The organism is Priestia veravalensis, from assembly GCF_001457055.1.
GTDB lineage: Bacteria > Bacillota > Bacilli > Bacillales > Bacillaceae_H > Priestia > Priestia flexa.
Genome location: NZ_KQ758705.1, coordinates 1 through 15199 on the forward strand (window position 1 = coordinate 1; position 15199 = coordinate 15199).

The window sequence follows — 15199 nt, forward strand, 5'->3', positions numbered from 1 at the left end:
CCTGTTTCATCCCTTCAGCTCCTTCATAATGGTTTGGATAATGCGCTCATCTACGCCATTGAAGAAGGAAATTTCAGCCACAGCGGTTTTAATTACACAACTTGGCTCAGCAGTGTATTGGAGAGAATGATTCGAAGAAATTTCAACTGGAATAGGATCGAGTTTGACGGGAACAATGGTTAATTTGTTTGTAGACATAATGGCACCTCCTTTGATTGATACATTTATCGTACCGGAGGTGCCTGATGTTTTATATGCGTTGTTTGATTACGGGCTTACGTATTAATGTTTATAGTTTTTATTTTAGGGAAAATGTTTTATTTGGATGTTACATACTATTTATAAAGAATTTTACGAAACGGGATGGGAACAGCTTGTGAGATTTGTTAAAATACGTATATGGATATTTTAGAATTTTTTTCTTTATTTACCGTATTTAAGAATTTTCAAGTGGAATTTCAGTTTGTAAATAATGATTGATTTTCTACTCAGTGACAGATGAAGAAAACTTTCGCTGACCATTAATTAATATATTTAAACTATCATCGGTAAAATTCACTCCTTACATATAGAAAGCAGAATCTCACCGGAACTTGGAGATTACAATATGAAGAACAAAACGCTTTCTACCATCTCATTATCTGAAATACACAACCCAAAAGCCATACATGTCGTAGGGATTGGGGCTTCGGCTGGTGGCCTAGAAGCAATTGAACAGTTCTTTGCGAATATGCCTTCTTCAAACGGCATGGCTTTCATTGTTATTCAACACTTATCGTCAAGATATAAAAGTTTTATGCCCGAGCTTTTAGCAAAAAAACCAATATGAATATTGTTCAAATCGAAAACGGTATGACATTACAAGAAAATACCGTTTACTTAGCTGCTCCTCACTACTTTGTCACCCTGAAAGGCTCTGTATTAGAGACTCCATGTGAGACGTTGGAAGATTACCGAGATTATTTAAATGATCATCCTGTTGAAATTGTTGATCTTCAGCGTGATTTATTAATTGTCTTAACACAATTCTTGCGAGATAAAGAAGCTTTTTCATTAATTGAAGAACAAATCAATCAGTACTTTGAACCAACAAAGTACAATTCTTACCAAGTGAAAAAAAACATTCGTAAAATGAAGAGCTCGCAATTACTTCATTTGCTGTTGCCCATAGCCCAACAAGTATCTTTATTACGGACCATAAAGGTCAAATTAAATACATGAATCAAAAATTCACAGAATATAAAGTTGATTTTAAAGAAATGTTTGGTATGCACGTATACGATTTTTATACAAAGCAGCTGGGTTTAAATCGAAGTACTCAGCTTTTTCAGCCTCAATTACATCAGGATAAATAATCGTTAGTAAATCTAATACTGTCTTTACATTTGTTTTCATTTCCCGTAGCTGACGCTTAGATGATAGTGAATAGAGCTGCAAGATGGTATCTTGATCTTCTTCAATAACCGTCAATGTTTGCTTTGCATGTTCTGGTTCTTGAGTAGTCATACTTCTAAATTGATTTAGCGTTGACTGCATATTCGTCATATATTCATGGACGGGATAGCAAATAAATACGTCCTGATTGTTATACGCTTCTGGTTTATAATAAACGTCAAATAAAGCAACTGGATTATCAAACGTAATCATATTAATCTCCACACGCTTTTCTTCTCGTTCTCGAACGAGAGTTTTTAGCTTTTCATGACTGTCTTTATCAATTATGTCGGCTATATCGCTAGCTGGTAAAAACATTTTGGTCACGCTTGGTGTAAAATCAATGATTTGTCCACTTTTATCCACAATAAATAACGGAACGGGAATAGCTTCAAGCGATAATGACGTCATATTCCCCCCCGATACAAGAGACTGCTTCAGTGCGTTTTCAAACAGCCACTGCTCAAATTGTTCAATCTCGTTAATAAATACGGTTTGTGTTGAACCGTATCCAGTTAAATCATAATGTTGCAATAACCTCCCCCCCTACTAACGCAGTAGGTGAATAGGTTAAACTTTCTATTTCGTTAATATATTGCTTTAAGCTTGGTAACAAATGCACCTGTGAAATAGATATTCCGACAACTTCTGGCCTCCGCTTTTCAATACTGTTAATAGCGTATGATAAAGGAAGGTTAGCTCCTAAATTTCCCACTTCCCATTTATACTTTTCAAGCAAAGATGCCAACATTTTCAGGCCAATATAGTGTCCTTCTCCTTCGACACAAAAAAGCAAAGCACGCTTGCTTGGCAGCTTTTCTTTATTCACGGTAAACTGTAGTCGAGCAATTATATAATCACATGTTGCCGTAGCCAAATGTTCATCAGCAACTGAAATTTTATTCTCTTGCCACCATTGCCCAATCTGATACATGGTACTGATTAGACGATAAGTATCCACTAAGGACGAACCATTTTCTATATATGAACCCACAATCAACCAACTTTTTTTGTATCTTCCCTTCAACAAGTGATTTTGCTAATACTACGGGGGCGTGGTTGTCCAAAATGAACACATCCTTTCTCTTCTAGATAGAGAGCAAATCTTTTGGTAAAGCCTCTTTTTCACATGACGGACAGTAAGCGTAGACACCTTCTCGAAACGCAACTTCAACCTTTTTCTTACAGGCTTTACATTCAGCATTTACATGTCTTAAATAATCTTGGAAAATTTTTCTCGTTATACCCCCCGTATTCCCGCAGTGATGACAAACAAACCGAATTTTTCCTTTTACTGTCACTTCAGCGTCTCGAACGCTATAACATTCCGAACATCGATCCCATATATTTAAGTAGTCTGCCAATGAATATCCTGCCTTATTTACCTGTAGCCATTCCTGCTTTAAATGACTGGAAACGGGCGTCATATCAACATAACTTAAAAACATTTGGACAAAGTCTGAGTGCTCAATGCGAACGGTTAAAGAAATAGAATTCCCCTCATTAATTTCGTTACTACACCACAAACTTTTCTCATCCATCGCGAAGATAAAAAAAGGAAAGTGAGAAGGTATAATTTCAACTCCTTCTTTGACCTTAAGCCTTCTTGGTTCTTTTGTCAAAATTGTAACCGTTCCCCGAAACTCATTAATCGCTTCCCAAAGCCTATTCGGCCATTCTTTTGTAGTAGGCAACACGATAAATAATTTATTTTTCGCACGTTTAATATCCATTACTATCTTGTGGACATCGATTCCTTTATGCCAAATTAACTGCTTATCTTGAATCATTTCTTTTAAATATTCATTCGGTTGATAGATAGCATTTCGCTCCTTCATATATTGAAGTAGCTTAAAAAGCAATCTCTCGTTAGGCAAACGTTTAGTTAAGTAAGGCAGGTCACCTATCATAATAAATTTTCCTTTTGCTCTTGTAATTGCTACGTTTATGAGACGGTCCGCTAATTCATTTATAAGAAGTATACCTGGCTTTGAAAAAGGATGACTATCAACTGTATCAAAAATCATAAGATCTTTTTCAGAACCTTGAAACTTATGAACTGTTGCAGCAAGAATATGCTCCTCAGGAATCACTCCTTTTACTAGATCTCTTACAAGCTGCGCTTGTGCTCGGTATGGGGTAACATAGCCTAATGATGTAATTCCACTTTTAAATGCGCGAATAAGCAAGCTACTTGAAATAAAAGCAGATACTAAATTATACCGAGATCCCCCATTTTTTTCTTTTTGAGCAAATGTCTTAATACCGCTTGTATTCATCAGCACAAGGGCTTTGTCTACAAACGGTTTTAGTTGAGCAATCGCTTCTCTTTGTACTACAGATGCATGGTCGCTTACTTTACCACCATATACATGAGCGTTTGTAAACGCTGAAATATTTGGGTGCATACGACGCTGTTGCTTTAATATCACTAAATGTGGATGCCAGTTTCCTTCATGGATTTGTGCAGCAATTCCTGATTGCTCAAATACATCACGCCCTAACGCTTCTTGCACATACGCATGCTTTGATTGAGAAACGGCTGGAAGCTGCTTAAAATCTCCACAAACAACAATGTGTTTACCTAACGAAGCAGCTAAAGCCACTTGTGGCGTATAAGCCATGCTCACTTCATCTACAATTACTACATCATATTCTTTTTCATAAACGGATGCATCCGTTGCCACTTTAGTTAATGTTGTGCCAATAATGACTGCTTTTTGCACTAGCTCTTTTTCAAACTCAGCCATCTCTTGTTTCACGCTATTGAGCTTCTTTTTAACTTGTTGAATCTCACGCTCTTTAGAAGGATATCTCGTTAAACGTACATATTGTTCTTGTAAATCCTTCTCTTTTCTCGCAAGATTTGGATGCTCGTGTTCAACTAATAGAGTCGTAGAAAGTTTTGTTTGAAGCTCCTTATTTGCCATAGTCCCGTAGCGTACAACCTCTCCTTTTTTCCACTTGTGCTTAGCCTCAATACGTGCTAACGCCTCGTTCATTAATACGTCAACAGCTGCATTGCTATGCGACACTACCAATACGCGCTTTTTCTTCCGGTACATGCTATTAATAATGCGTGATAGCGTGTATGTTTTTCCTGTTCCCGGAGGTCCCCATAAATACGTTGTTTGATTATGATGAGCTCTCAGTAAGATTTCATGAAGATCGTTTTTCATTTTGTATTCTTCATGATTCACCTTCGCCGTACCCGTCATTAAGCGTTTAACTCTAGCACGCTTTTTCTTATAGTCTTTCAGTTCTTCTAACCGGTCAATCAATGCTTGTAAAAGTTCCCATGGTTCGTTAAATAAGTATAAAATAGGAACATCAGAACCTAAATAAACCCCTACCTTTACATATACCTCGTGTTTTTCATGAGCTAAAATCTCGCCATCAAGCTCTGCATCCTGAACCTTTACGCGCATGCTAGTTCCATCGATTACGTTAAAAAAGCGTACCATCTGAAAACGGTACACAAAAGCTTCTCCATATCGTCCTACGTATTCCCCGTTAACTAGCTGCTCTTTTTTTCCGCCTTCTTTCTTCAAGTGGCTAATTTCAATTGATAAAGCCCGAACCCACTCTTTTAAATACTGTGAAACTGTTTTTTTCAATTGAGTTAAGCACTGTCACAACCTTTTTTCTAACAGTGCCTTTCACCTCCAACTCATTTATTCCGTTCTCTACAACTTTTCTATTCTAGCATGTTCCAACACTTTATGCAGGCATAAAATCCGACACAACTTTCATAGTTTTTTCTACCATTAAGTATGAATAGGACTATTTGTCTACAAATAACGACAAAAATCACACAAGTATTCTTCTTTATTTTTCTTTTTGTAACAAACTATCTATACTATTGAAACATTCCTGTTACATAAGGTTGATAGAATGGTAATAAATTCATAGTCACAAAGGAGAAAAAAGAATGAAAAAGCATATTTTTTCACTTGGTGCAACGGCACTTGTTTCAATGGGAATTGCAGGCATGGCATCAGCAGACGCGGAAACTTATAAAGTTCAATCGGGCGACACGCTTTATAGCATTTCAAAAAAATATAATGTATCGGTGAAAGACTTACAAGCATGGAATAACTTATCATCCACTATTATTTATACAAATCAAACCTTACATATTAGTAGTTCAGCTGATACGCATACAGCATCACCAACATCTTCTACATCCCAAAATACATATAAAGTTCAATCAGGTGATACGCTTTATCGCATTGCAAAATCTCATGGTTTATCAGTTGAGCAACTAAAACAGTATAATAACTTATCATCCAATATTATTTACGTTAACCAAGTGCTAACTGTAAATGGGGCCAGCGCTGTAACAGCACCACCCGATGAAAAAATAGAGCAACCCCAACAACAGGCTCCTACTAGTACATATAAAGTGAAGCCAGGAGATACGTTGTGGAGCATTGCCCAAAGGCATGGTATTTCAGTTTCAACATTACAGCAGCTAAACGGCTTATCAGCAAACACAATTTACATTAATCAAACGCTTAAAGTAAATGGATCTGTTGCTCCAGCACCAGCTGCCCCTGAGGTATCGAATCCTGTATCTTCTAAGCCACAAACACCAAACCCTTCTGAAAATCAAGAAGTAAAAAAAGAATTTCAGGTTGTTGCTACGGCTTACACAGCTTTTTGTACTGGCTGTAGTGGTATTACAAAGATAGGAATTGACCTACGTGCAAATCCAAATCAAAAAGTAATTGCTGTTGATCCATCTATTATTCCTCTTGGGTCACGCGTATACGTAGATGGATACGGAGAAGCAATTGCAGGTGATACGGGTGGTGCTATTAAAGGGAATCGTATTGACGTTTTTATTCCATCTCAAAGCGACGCGATGAAGTGGGGCCGTAAAACAGTTACAGTTAAAGTATTAAACTAAAAGAAGCCTACGGGGCTTCTTTTTTATTTTAGTGTTTAACCCTCACCTTAAAGGGAATAAGAATGCTAAGACAACAACGTAGACGTTTCAACTATTTAGATTGCTATACTGGAGGTTATCACTATGAATATTGGCACCTTATATTTTCCAACGAGCGTATTATTATTAGTTGTTTTATTATTAGGAGGCCTTTACTTTTATTTTAAAAGACGCCGCAAACATAATAAAAAGTAAAAAGAAGCTATTGTAGCTTCTTTTTTAAACGCTCTTTGTTTAACGATTATAAAATTGAAAATCCTTCTTGATTTTAGGTAACTCTCTTACTTCTTGAGACATTTCATTTCCACACATTGGGCAATTATAATCTGACGTCACAAAATCTTCTCTCATCCATCCGTTACACGAGTCAGACTGGCACGCATAAACATTTGTATCCATCATCTGAGTAACCTGTTCTTCCATACCTTTTTTCGCAAAATACATGAGCACAGCTCCCTTTTTTTCTTAGTATATGGAAAAAGCGCTTTTTTATTTAAGGTATTTTGACAAACTATGTCAAAATTTACATTTGTTTGTTTTGAATCTCTTTGATAAATTGTATATAATTACATAGTGAACAATTATATTGAAGGAGTTTAAAATGACCGATTTATTTTCAAGATTAAAGTTAGAAAATCAGCTTTGTTTTTCTATTTATGCTACGTCACGTGAAATTACAAAAGTGTATAAGCCTCTTTTAGATAAAATTGGCGTTACGTACCCACAGTACTTAGCTCTTCTTGTCCTATGGGAGCATGGAAGAGTCAGCGTAAAGAAAATGGGAGAACTCTTATACCTAGATTCCGGTACGCTAACTCCGATGCTGAAACGTATGCAAGAGCAAGGGCTTGTAATCCGTGAACGCTCGCAGGAAGATGAACGCGTTGTGTTAGTAAGCTTAACAGAAAAAGGCGCTTCACTTCGAGATAAAGCTTGTCAAATTCCAGATGAAGTATTTAATATGACAGATTACTCTCCTGAAGAGCTAGCAAATTTAAAACAAATGCTTCACCAGCTGTTAAACGCTATCCATAGTCACAATGGAAAAAGCCAGTAAAAAAGCAGTGCACTTTTGTGCACTGCTTTTTTATTCAGCCGTCGTATTTAACGTTACGTCAATGTTCCCTCTAGTTGCTTTTGAATATGGACAAAATTCATGTGCTGCCTTCACTAGCTTTTCAGCCTCTTCTTGCGATACCCCTTTTAAATGAGCGTTTAACGTTACTGCTAACTTAAACCCATCATCAGCTGGGTCTTTCATTAAGCTAACTTCAGCCGTAATTGATGATTCGATGGAATATTTTTGCTTTTTAGCAATTAGATTTAAAGCCCCGTCAAAGCAAGAAGCATATCCTGCTGCAAAAAGCTGCTCCGGATTCGTTCCTTCTTTTGTATTGTTTGGTGAAGGCATTACTAAATCTAGATTAATTAGGCCATCATCTGATTTGACGTGCCCTTCACGCCCACCTACTGCTGTTGCTTTTGAAGTAAATAAAACTGACATCAAAATCACCTCATATACGTAATTGTAAAGTCCTTGCTCATGCAAAAAAGCTCTTGCACGCTCTATGGATATATTACCCTTTTAGAGTGGATTGAAACATGTCGTTCTATACTCTCTTCTATTATTTTTTTAACCCCTTTCGTATAATTTCATCACCATATTTACTTTGAAGCTGCTGAACTGCTTTATAGAGCGGTTCATCTTTTACGTGCCGTTCATATGTAAATAAACTAAGCTGCTCTTGATTTCGATCGTTCATTCGTTCTACTTGTAGAGCTGCTACCCCTAACAAGCGAACTGGTTCACCGTTCCAATGCTTTTGAAGCAACTTGTTTACCCAATGAAGCAACACTTTTGACTGATTGGTCCACTGATCAATGGTTTGGGTTCTTGTAATTGTTTTGAAATTACTATAGCGAATGGTTAACTGAATCGTTTTGCTGACTACTTTTTTGGCATGCATTCGCTTACTAACAGACTCAGCGAGATCATTTAAAATCGGTACCATCTCCCGATCATCCGTCATATTTTTCGCTAATGTTTTTGAATGTCCAATCGACTTAAATTCCGACCTGCGATTTGGATTTACAGGTCGATCGTCAATCCCATTAGCTCTTTGCTTCATTTCTACTCCTCTTACTCCAACTGTGGCCTTTAGCTTATGATCATCTGCGTGCGCTAGCTCTTCAATCGTATGGATATGAACGGCATTCAACTTCTCAGCGGTTTTATTACCTATACCATGCATATAAACCACTGGGTGTGGCCAAAGTTTCTGATGAATATCGCGCTTTCTTAAAATTGTAATTCCAAGCGGTTTTTTCATGTTGCTTGCCGTTTTAGCTAAAAACTTATTTGGTGCAATGCCGATTGAGACCGGTATTTGTAACTCATTCAAAAGATCGTTCTGTATTCGCTGTGCAATCTCGAGTGGCGTACCTTGATGAAAGCAATCCGTTATATCTAGATATCCTTCGTCAATAGAAGCAGGCTCAAGAATAGAAGAGATCGTTGATAAATAAGAAAACATTTGCGCTGATACTTTGCGATAAAGAGTAAAATCTGGTTTTAACACAATTAGCTGAGGAAAAATTTTTTTAGCTTCCCATAATGGCATCGGTGCATATATTCCTTTATTGCGAGCCGCATAGTTGCACGTTACCACAATCCCTCTACGCTCTTTTGGGTTACCCGCAATGGCCATAGGTTTTCCTTTCAGTGCCGGATTACGCGCTTCTTCCACCGATGCATAAAAAGCATTAACATCAATATGCAATATGACTCTTCCCTTTTTTGGATACATGCCTTTCAACACACTCACCTTCTTTCTATCCGAACCAACAGAATATATGTTCTTATTTTAAACCAAAAAACAATTAATGTGAATAATTCTATAGCGGTTTGTAATATGATGGACAAAGAGTAAAAAACGGGCGGATTGTTTGATGAACATCCCTTTGAAGCATTCGTATACTATAATAACTTTGACAAAAATGGGGGAAACGCCGTGGTGGATCAGATTATCACAGTAATTCAACAGTTTGGATATGGATATTTCTTTTTATTAATCATCATTGGTGCTAATTTCACACCTATTCCAGATCCTCTCTTTATTATGCTTGCAGGTAACCATGCCACTCTTTCTACTTTTCACCCTCTTATTGCTTTTCTCTTGACTTACAGTGCCATGATGCTTAGCTTATATGTTAAATTCTTATTTGCTAGATGGTTTCGCAAGCAAACAATAAAAGCTCTCTCTCAATCACGCTTTCAAAAAAAGCGATATGAAATTGAAAACCTCATTACCTCATACGGTTCCTTCGGCATTATGCTCAGCTTCTTCTTGCCGGGAATGCGACACGTTATGCCATTATTTTTAGGAACAACGAAAATGCCTCACCTTAATTATATAACAACAACATTTTCATTTGGATTGGTTTGGACGTTTGCGTTTTTTTTATGGGGGTTTAAAGTTGATGATGCCGCTTCATTTGAAACCATTTCTCAATTCACTATTTTGTTTATTGCCATCAGTGTTGGAAGCTTAGCCTATAAAAAGCGAAAAATGCGTAGTAAAGAATGAAAAAAGCCAATCCTCTAAGTAGAAGATTGGCTTCTTTCACATAAGCTGATATGCATAATGCTTCATGAATAGCTTTCGTGCTCGATAAAGTGCAGACTTAATAGTCGTGACTTTCATGTTAAATTGTTCAGAAAGCTCTTCATATTTTAAACCATACTCATATTTTAAGATCAATAGGTTTTTATATTGAGGCTTTAATTTATTTAAAGCTTTTACATATTGCTCAAATTGCTCTTTGGATAATACAAAATCCATCGGTGCATTTTTTAGCTCTGTTGGTCCCTGTGTTAGCACATAGCGAGTATGAACGGAATTTTTTCTGATTAAATCACAGCGCTTATTTAAAGCAACTCGAAACAACCAAGCTCTTTCTTTCCCCTGTTCAACTTTATATTGATTTTCTAAGTATTTCATCGCTACATCTTGCGTGATATCTTCAGCATCTTGCTTGCTGACACCTCGCTTTTGCAAATAAGCTAGCACCTGTCGCAAATATGGTTCAATATTGCTAGCACTCATATTTCTTCTCCCTTTATTTTAGTAATTTTTCTTTAATAAAGTCTGGAACTGTCTCCTCAGTAAATTCCTGGATTTCAGGAGTACTAGGATCTTCTTTATAATAGATACCGACTAAATAAGCTCCGTTGCTTGCCCAAGATACGGTTTCTAAAATTTCTTCTTTTTGATCGTTATTCTTCACTTCAATCGTTTTCTCAGATTCTACTAATGAAGGAAATTCTTCGTCTGCATAAAAGTCTATTTCATGCTGATGTGGATTTTTTAGCACAACTATTTTTTCAATATCTTCTGGTAATACACGCACTTTGTTATATAGGCCTTTTTTCTTTAGCCAATCGCTCACTTCATCATACGATTTTTCCCAGGTTACGTGTTGCTTATTTTTGCCTTGGCCCGTATTGAAATCAATATAAGCCCATGGTCCGCGCTCGCTGTACATTTCTTCAAATGTTTCGTTTTTCATCGACGTTTTTAGTATTTCAGCAAGCGCTTTAATATCTTCTGGGTTGCGAATGCTAGCTTGCTTACTAATTTGTCCATCCGAGGTAATTTGTACATTTGTAACATCACTCATATCTCCACTTCGTAAAAATGGATTAAAGTTTTCTTTAAACTCTTTTGTTTCAGCGATTTTCTTATACAGTGGATGATACGCTTTAAAGTTCAACTCATACTCACGCACAAGCGTCTTGCCGTTTTTAAGCTTATAGGCAATTGCTACTGTGCGCCCTTCATCTCCTTGAATATCCTTACTTGTCATTGAGACTGGATTCTTTGCTAATTGTTCATGTAGCCGATGAATTGCTTCAACTGCTTCTTGACTCGTATAGTAATAGGGAGGAACATACTCGTTTCCATATTCTGTGTACTGTTCACTGGTTGGATCTTCAGTAATTAAATAGGTTCCTTCTTCGAAATAAACACTTTCTACTTCATTTAGTGCAGGAACCTTTGATTCATAGCCAAACGCATCAATATGAACAAATGCACCAATAGCAAAGAAAATAGCTAATGAAATCACATATCCTTTCCAATACTTAGCGATTCGCCACGTTTTGTGTAAAATGACCTGAGCAACAATATACCCAATAAGAGCACCTAACACATAGCCAAAGACCATCCATCCAAATGTTCCTTGCATGGACCCAAAATAAACACCGCCAACAAGTAGCGCACATGTAGTCACACCGTAAACAAAAATTGGTTTCACCCATTTAAATGAAATGGACTGAGTGGCCGCTTCGATATGACGCTTTTTATACGCGATGTATCCAATCGCATAAAAGATAATGATAAGTATGACGTAAATCCATGGACTAATTGTTAAATTCTTTTTCGTCATTAGCTCCGTCGCATGTAAAAACGGTATTAATTTTTCAGCACTTTTATTTAAATAATAATCAATTGGGAATCCATACCAATAGAATTTTAAATTTGATAAAAGAAGCATAACGAAGCCACCAGGTAAAAGAAACAGAACGTATAGGAAAATAGCTTGTAAGATTGAGATACCTGTGAACATTCCAAATGCTACTGTTCCAAAGAACACAACAAGGTTAAAAATAATTGTGTAACCTGCCCATACCATAATGTCTTTTGCTGTATAGAGATCTGTAACGTTTAACATCCCTTTTACAAGGCCGATTATACCTGCTGTAATTACCACCGGCACGACAAGAATTGCGATACCCACAATGATGTTTTGGTGATATAAAGCTTCTCTTCGAACTGGCAAACTATGAAAATAGTCTGCTGCTGCTTTGGTTTGAATATAACGGAATAAAAAAACCGCGAGTAACACCGGTACTGTAAACATAAAGACAAGCTGTAAGCCATCGAATAGCTCAAATAATGTCTTAATCTTTTCTGGCTTAAATTCTGGATTGCCCGTATACTTCATTAGAAGCTGGAGAGGAAGAGCAAACAAAAGAAGGAATGAGTAAACTAATCCGATCCAACCTACGCTTCTAAATGACTGTGTGAACAGCCCTCGATTAAACGATGATATTTTCGATGGCATAACCAACATCCCCCATTTCGTAAATAAAGATTTCTTCGAGCGTAAGCGGTAAAATATCAAATACAAGCGGCTTGTATGATTGAATGCGAGACGCTAGCTTATTTTCTTTACCACGTACAATACAAAGAAGTACGCTTCCTCGCTTCTCTTCGTATAAGATTTCCAAGTCTTCATGAAACGCAAGCGGTACGTCGCCTTTAAAAGCTACTTGAATCTTGTGAATATCTGATTTCAAATCGTCAAGGTCTTTTTCAATTAACAGCTGTCCTTGATGCAAAATGCCCACATGATCACATAAATCCTCCACTTCACGAAGGTTATGAGAGGAAATTAAAATGGTCATCTCGCGTTCCGCTACGTCTTGCACTAGTAAATTCTTGATTTTTTGACGCATAACAGCATCCAGCCCATCTAGAGGCTCATCTAATATTAAAATATCCGGCATCGTGGATAAAGCGAGCCAAAATGCTACTTGTCGCTGCATCCCTTTCGACATACGGTGTACCTTTTTCTTCAAGTCAATTGGAAATGCCTGCTTTAACTGCTGAAAACGTTCTTCGTTCCACGTTGGGTACATATTCTTGTAAAATTGCGCAAGCTGCTTAATCGTGGATTGTGCAAAAAAGTACGGAATGTCTGGAAGAAAAATGATGCTTTGCTTAAGAGCCACATTTTCAAATACTTCTTCATTGTCAATATGTATGCTCCCTGAATTTTGACGATAAATGCCCGCAATTGTTTTTAATAATGTTGTTTTACCTGCACCGTTGGACCCAAGCAAACCATAAATAGATCCTTTTTTAACAGTTAGAGAAACATTGTTTAATACTTTTATATCTTCAAAGGATTTTTTTACTTCGGTTAATTCAATCATCACTTTCTCCCCCTTTGACGGTTTGTTCAGCTTGTGAAATAAGTGATAAGATTTCTTCTTTTCCCATTCCTAAATACATCGCTTCAGCAATAAGCTTTACTAAATCCTCTTTCATTTTTTTCACCTTTTCATTGTTTAATAGTTCCGATTGCGCCGTCACAAAACTTCCTTTTCCAGGAATTGAATAAATATAATTTTGATGTTCTAGCTCTCGATATGCTTTTTGAATTGTATTAGGGTTAATTGTTAGTTCTTTCGCTAGCAAGCGTACAGACGGCAGTTTCTCGTCTGCTTTAAAAACTTCATGGATAATTAGCTCTTTTAACTTATCAACTAATTGTTCATAAATAGGCTTACGACTACGAATATCTAAATCAAACATACTTTCCCTCCTCTCCATCACATTTATCATTTATCATTCATCATTCATCATTCATCATGATCGTATGTTCAAATGTACTAACTGTACTACATGTGTTACTACAGTTAGTATTATACAACGTTATCTGGAAAAAACAAGTACTTTTGTGACTTTTATTACAAAAAGGTAACAAACAGATTATCTAAAGTAATTCAATTCGATAACTTATAAATCTGATAAGGAAAATAGGTATTAAGCTATCTATTAACAAAAACTTACTATATAATGAACTCATAAGATGTTTTATGTAAGGAGCGATTTACCATGTATTACGACGCATTGCGAACCTTTGTGACGGTTGTAGAAGAAAAAAGCTTTACAAAAGCTGCTGAAAAATTGTTAATTTCGCAACCAAGCGTAAGCGTACATATAAAAAATTTAGAAAAAGAGTTTCAAACCTCATTGTTTTTACGTTCGCCTAAATTATTAAAAATTACGCCAAGCGGCGAGATCCTTTATACTCGTGCGAAGCAAATGATTCAAATATACGAGCACACGAAGCGAGATATTTATGAACATCACCACTTAGTTAAAGGCACTTTAACAATTGGAGCTAGCTTCACAATTGGTGAATACGTTCTTCCTTCGTTTCTCGCTAAGCTTCAAGCACAGTATCCCGATATCAACGTAAACGTAACGATTGGCAACACAAAGGAAATTGCGCAGCTGGTTCGACACTTTAAGTTAGATGTAGGATTAATTGAAGGACAAACCGATGACCATGAGCTCCATATTGAACCGTTTATGGAAGATGAGCTCGTGGTTGTAGCGGGTACGGCTCATCCATTAGCAGCACAGCAGCACGTTGCAATAAGCGAGCTTCAAAACGAAGGTTGGGTTGCGCGCGAAACAGGGTCTGGTACAAGAGCCTATCTTGATCTGATGATGAGTTCAAATGGACTAAAAATGAAGAGCATGTTAACCATCAGCAGCAATCAAGGAGTTAAGGAAGCAGTTATGCAGAACTTAGGATTATCGGTCCTTTCAAAATCCGCTATAAAACAAGATGTGGCACAAGGGAATTTAGCTATCTTAAACCTTGACACTGAACCATTTAAACGGAAATTTTCGTATATTTATCCGACCACGAATGGACAAAATAAAATCGTTGAACTGTTTTTACATCTGTTAACGTCTAACTAACAAAAAGAGTTTGGGACATAACAAAATGATTGCTTCTAAAAGACGAACACTAGCTGTTCTCATCTCTTTGGTTTGTCTCAACACATTCGTTCCATTGCGCTACGGCCACTCGCTTTCCGCGGGGAGGAACCTGAGCTTCCTCGCTGCGCTGCGGGATCTCACGTTTTCCTCTATTTCCCGCAGGAGTCGAGTGTCCTACGCTCCATTCCACCCTGTTTCCAACATTGTTTTCACAATCAACAAAAAAAAC

The 15199-nt window shown here is 37.0% G+C and carries 19 protein-coding genes; 8 read left to right on the forward strand and 11 right to left on the reverse strand.

The genetic code is table 11. The features are described 5' to 3' along the window. Positions 1-6: 6 nt before the first annotated feature. The gene (locus AS180_RS19070; RefSeq protein WP_025910450.1) at positions 7-198 is read right to left on the reverse strand and encodes a hypothetical protein; all 192 of its coding nucleotides are present in this window, start codon (positions 196-198) and stop codon (positions 7-9) included. A 409-nt stretch (positions 199-607) separates the two neighbouring features. Between AS180_RS19070 and AS180_RS23695 the strand changes: the two genes are divergently transcribed. From AS180_RS23695 to AS180_RS24105, 3 genes are read left to right on the forward strand one after another with little or no spacing between them, the layout of a single operon-like run. After that, positions 608-829, forward strand: a complete 222-nt coding sequence (locus tag AS180_RS23695; RefSeq protein ID WP_025908445.1) for a chemotaxis protein CheB — start codon at positions 608-610, stop codon at positions 827-829. Further along, positions 826-1221 (forward strand): hypothetical protein, encoded by a 396-nt coding sequence (locus AS180_RS23700; RefSeq protein ID WP_025908446.1) that lies wholly within the window; start codon positions 826-828, stop codon positions 1219-1221. Before AS180_RS23695 ends, AS180_RS23700 begins: the two co-directional genes overlap by 4 nt. After that, positions 1218-1355, forward strand: coding sequence for a hypothetical protein (locus tag AS180_RS24105; RefSeq protein ID WP_225001604.1), 138 nt, complete (start codon positions 1218-1220; stop codon positions 1353-1355). Before AS180_RS23700 ends, AS180_RS24105 begins: the two co-directional genes overlap by 4 nt. Positions 1356-1954: 599 nt before the next feature. Here AS180_RS24105 and AS180_RS19090 read toward each other — a convergent pair. Then, positions 1955-2428 carry a cobalamin B12-binding domain-containing protein gene (locus AS180_RS19090; RefSeq protein ID WP_062687314.1) on the reverse strand — a complete coding sequence of 158 codons (474 nt, stop codon included), beginning with the start codon at positions 2426-2428 and terminating at the stop codon, positions 1955-1957. A 94-nt stretch (positions 2429-2522) separates the two neighbouring features. After that, positions 2523-5051, reverse strand: coding sequence for an AAA domain-containing protein (locus AS180_RS19095; protein WP_025908448.1), 2529 nt, complete (start codon positions 5049-5051; stop codon positions 2523-2525). Positions 5052-5365: 314 nt separating this feature from the next. Between AS180_RS19095 and AS180_RS19100 the strand changes: the two genes are divergently transcribed. Together AS180_RS19100 and AS180_RS22870 are read left to right on the forward strand one after the other, a co-directional pair. After that, on the forward strand, positions 5366-6346 hold the full coding sequence (locus tag AS180_RS19100; protein WP_025908449.1) for a LysM peptidoglycan-binding and 3D domain-containing protein: 981 nt from the start codon (positions 5366-5368) through the stop codon (positions 6344-6346). Between the two features lie 123 nt (positions 6347-6469). Further along, entirely contained in the window at positions 6470-6580 is a 111-nt protein-coding gene (locus tag AS180_RS22870; protein ID WP_224840172.1) for an LPXTG cell wall anchor domain-containing protein, read from the forward strand. A 39-nt stretch (positions 6581-6619) separates the two neighbouring features. Here the strand turns inward: AS180_RS22870 and AS180_RS19105 are convergent, their stop codons facing one another. Further along, positions 6620-6829 (reverse strand): cold-inducible protein YdjO-related protein, encoded by a 210-nt coding sequence (locus AS180_RS19105; RefSeq protein ID WP_025908450.1) that lies wholly within the window; start codon positions 6827-6829, stop codon positions 6620-6622. A gap of 157 nt (positions 6830-6986) precedes the next feature. On the opposite strand from AS180_RS19105, the gene AS180_RS19110 reads away from it, so the two are divergent. Then, positions 6987-7442 carry a MarR family winged helix-turn-helix transcriptional regulator gene (locus tag AS180_RS19110; protein WP_025908451.1) on the forward strand — a complete coding sequence of 152 codons (456 nt, stop codon included), beginning with the start codon at positions 6987-6989 and terminating at the stop codon, positions 7440-7442. Positions 7443-7472: 30 nt separating this feature from the next. Here the strand turns inward: AS180_RS19110 and AS180_RS19115 are convergent, their stop codons facing one another. Both AS180_RS19115 and AS180_RS19120 read right to left on the reverse strand, forming a co-directional pair. Further along, positions 7473-7892 carry an organic hydroperoxide resistance protein gene (locus tag AS180_RS19115; protein ID WP_025908452.1) on the reverse strand — a complete coding sequence of 140 codons (420 nt, stop codon included), beginning with the start codon at positions 7890-7892 and terminating at the stop codon, positions 7473-7475. A gap of 118 nt (positions 7893-8010) precedes the next feature. Further along, positions 8011-9210, reverse strand: a complete 1200-nt coding sequence (locus AS180_RS19120; protein ID WP_226372999.1) for a DNA polymerase IV — start codon at positions 9208-9210, stop codon at positions 8011-8013. Positions 9211-9396: 186 nt separating this feature from the next. On the opposite strand from AS180_RS19120, the gene AS180_RS19125 reads away from it, so the two are divergent. Further along, entirely contained in the window at positions 9397-9972 is a 576-nt protein-coding gene (locus AS180_RS19125; protein ID WP_025908453.1) for a DedA family protein, read from the forward strand. A gap of 36 nt (positions 9973-10008) precedes the next feature. On the opposite strand, the gene AS180_RS19130 is transcribed toward AS180_RS19125, so the two are convergent. Genes AS180_RS19130 through AS180_RS19145 form a run of 4 tightly spaced genes read right to left on the reverse strand, consistent with a single transcriptional unit; the run spans position 10009 to position 13767 of the window. Further along, positions 10009-10491: an RNA polymerase sigma factor gene (locus AS180_RS19130; RefSeq protein ID WP_025910215.1), complete on the reverse strand. Its 483-nt coding sequence runs from the start codon at positions 10489-10491 to the stop codon at positions 10009-10011. A gap of 13 nt (positions 10492-10504) precedes the next feature. Continuing rightward, the gene (locus AS180_RS19135) at positions 10505-12511 is read right to left on the reverse strand and encodes a DUF6449 domain-containing protein (protein ID WP_025910216.1); all 2007 of its coding nucleotides are present in this window, start codon (positions 12509-12511) and stop codon (positions 10505-10507) included. Then, positions 12486-13385 (reverse strand): ABC transporter ATP-binding protein, encoded by a 900-nt coding sequence (locus AS180_RS19140; RefSeq protein WP_025910217.1) that lies wholly within the window; start codon positions 13383-13385, stop codon positions 12486-12488. Before AS180_RS19140 ends, AS180_RS19135 begins: the two co-directional genes overlap by 26 nt. Continuing rightward, positions 13378-13767, reverse strand: a complete 390-nt coding sequence (locus AS180_RS19145) for a GntR family transcriptional regulator (protein WP_025910218.1) — start codon at positions 13765-13767, stop codon at positions 13378-13380. Before AS180_RS19145 ends, AS180_RS19140 begins: the two co-directional genes overlap by 8 nt. Positions 13768-14070: 303 nt before the next feature. Between AS180_RS19145 and AS180_RS19150 the strand changes: the two genes are divergently transcribed. After that, positions 14071-14949 (forward strand): LysR family transcriptional regulator, encoded by an 879-nt coding sequence (locus AS180_RS19150; RefSeq protein WP_025910220.1) that lies wholly within the window; start codon positions 14071-14073, stop codon positions 14947-14949. 49 nt (positions 14950-14998) lie between these two features. Here AS180_RS19150 and AS180_RS19155 read toward each other — a convergent pair whose 3' ends face one another. Beyond that, complete coding sequence (locus AS180_RS19155) at positions 14999-15160, reverse strand: hypothetical protein (protein WP_156413515.1); 162 nt, start codon at positions 15158-15160, stop codon at positions 14999-15001. Between the last annotated feature and the right edge of the window lie 39 nt (positions 15161-15199).

Excerpts from the sequence above, each read along its gene's own strand:
- AS180_RS19070 (WP_025910450.1), bottom strand. The coding sequence starts at position 198 with ATGTCTACAAACAAATTAACCATTGTTCCCGTCAAACTCGATCCTATT.
- AS180_RS23695 (WP_025908445.1), top strand. The coding sequence starts at position 608 with ATGAAGAACAAAACGCTTTCTACCATCTCATTATCTGAAATACACAAC.
- AS180_RS23700 (WP_025908446.1), top strand. The coding sequence starts at position 826 with ATGAATATTGTTCAAATCGAAAACGGTATGACATTACAAGAAAATACC.
- AS180_RS24105 (WP_225001604.1), top strand. The coding sequence starts at position 1,218 with ATGAATCAAAAATTCACAGAATATAAAGTTGATTTTAAAGAAATGTTT.
- AS180_RS19100 (WP_025908449.1), top strand. The coding sequence starts at position 5,366 with ATGAAAAAGCATATTTTTTCACTTGGTGCAACGGCACTTGTTTCAATG.
- AS180_RS22870 (WP_224840172.1), top strand. The coding sequence starts at position 6,470 with ATGAATATTGGCACCTTATATTTTCCAACGAGCGTATTATTATTAGTT.
- AS180_RS19105 (WP_025908450.1), bottom strand. The coding sequence starts at position 6,829 with ATGTATTTTGCGAAAAAAGGTATGGAAGAACAGGTTACTCAGATGATG.
- AS180_RS19110 (WP_025908451.1), top strand. The coding sequence starts at position 6,987 with ATGACCGATTTATTTTCAAGATTAAAGTTAGAAAATCAGCTTTGTTTT.
- AS180_RS19130 (WP_025910215.1), bottom strand. The coding sequence starts at position 10,491 with ATGAGTGCTAGCAATATTGAACCATATTTGCGACAGGTGCTAGCTTAT.
- AS180_RS19135 (WP_025910216.1), bottom strand. The coding sequence starts at position 12,511 with ATGCCATCGAAAATATCATCGTTTAATCGAGGGCTGTTCACACAGTCA.
- AS180_RS19140 (WP_025910217.1), bottom strand. The coding sequence starts at position 13,385 with ATGATTGAATTAACCGAAGTAAAAAAATCCTTTGAAGATATAAAAGTA.
- AS180_RS19145 (WP_025910218.1), bottom strand. The coding sequence starts at position 13,767 with ATGTTTGATTTAGATATTCGTAGTCGTAAGCCTATTTATGAACAATTA.
- AS180_RS19150 (WP_025910220.1), top strand. The coding sequence starts at position 14,071 with ATGTATTACGACGCATTGCGAACCTTTGTGACGGTTGTAGAAGAAAAA.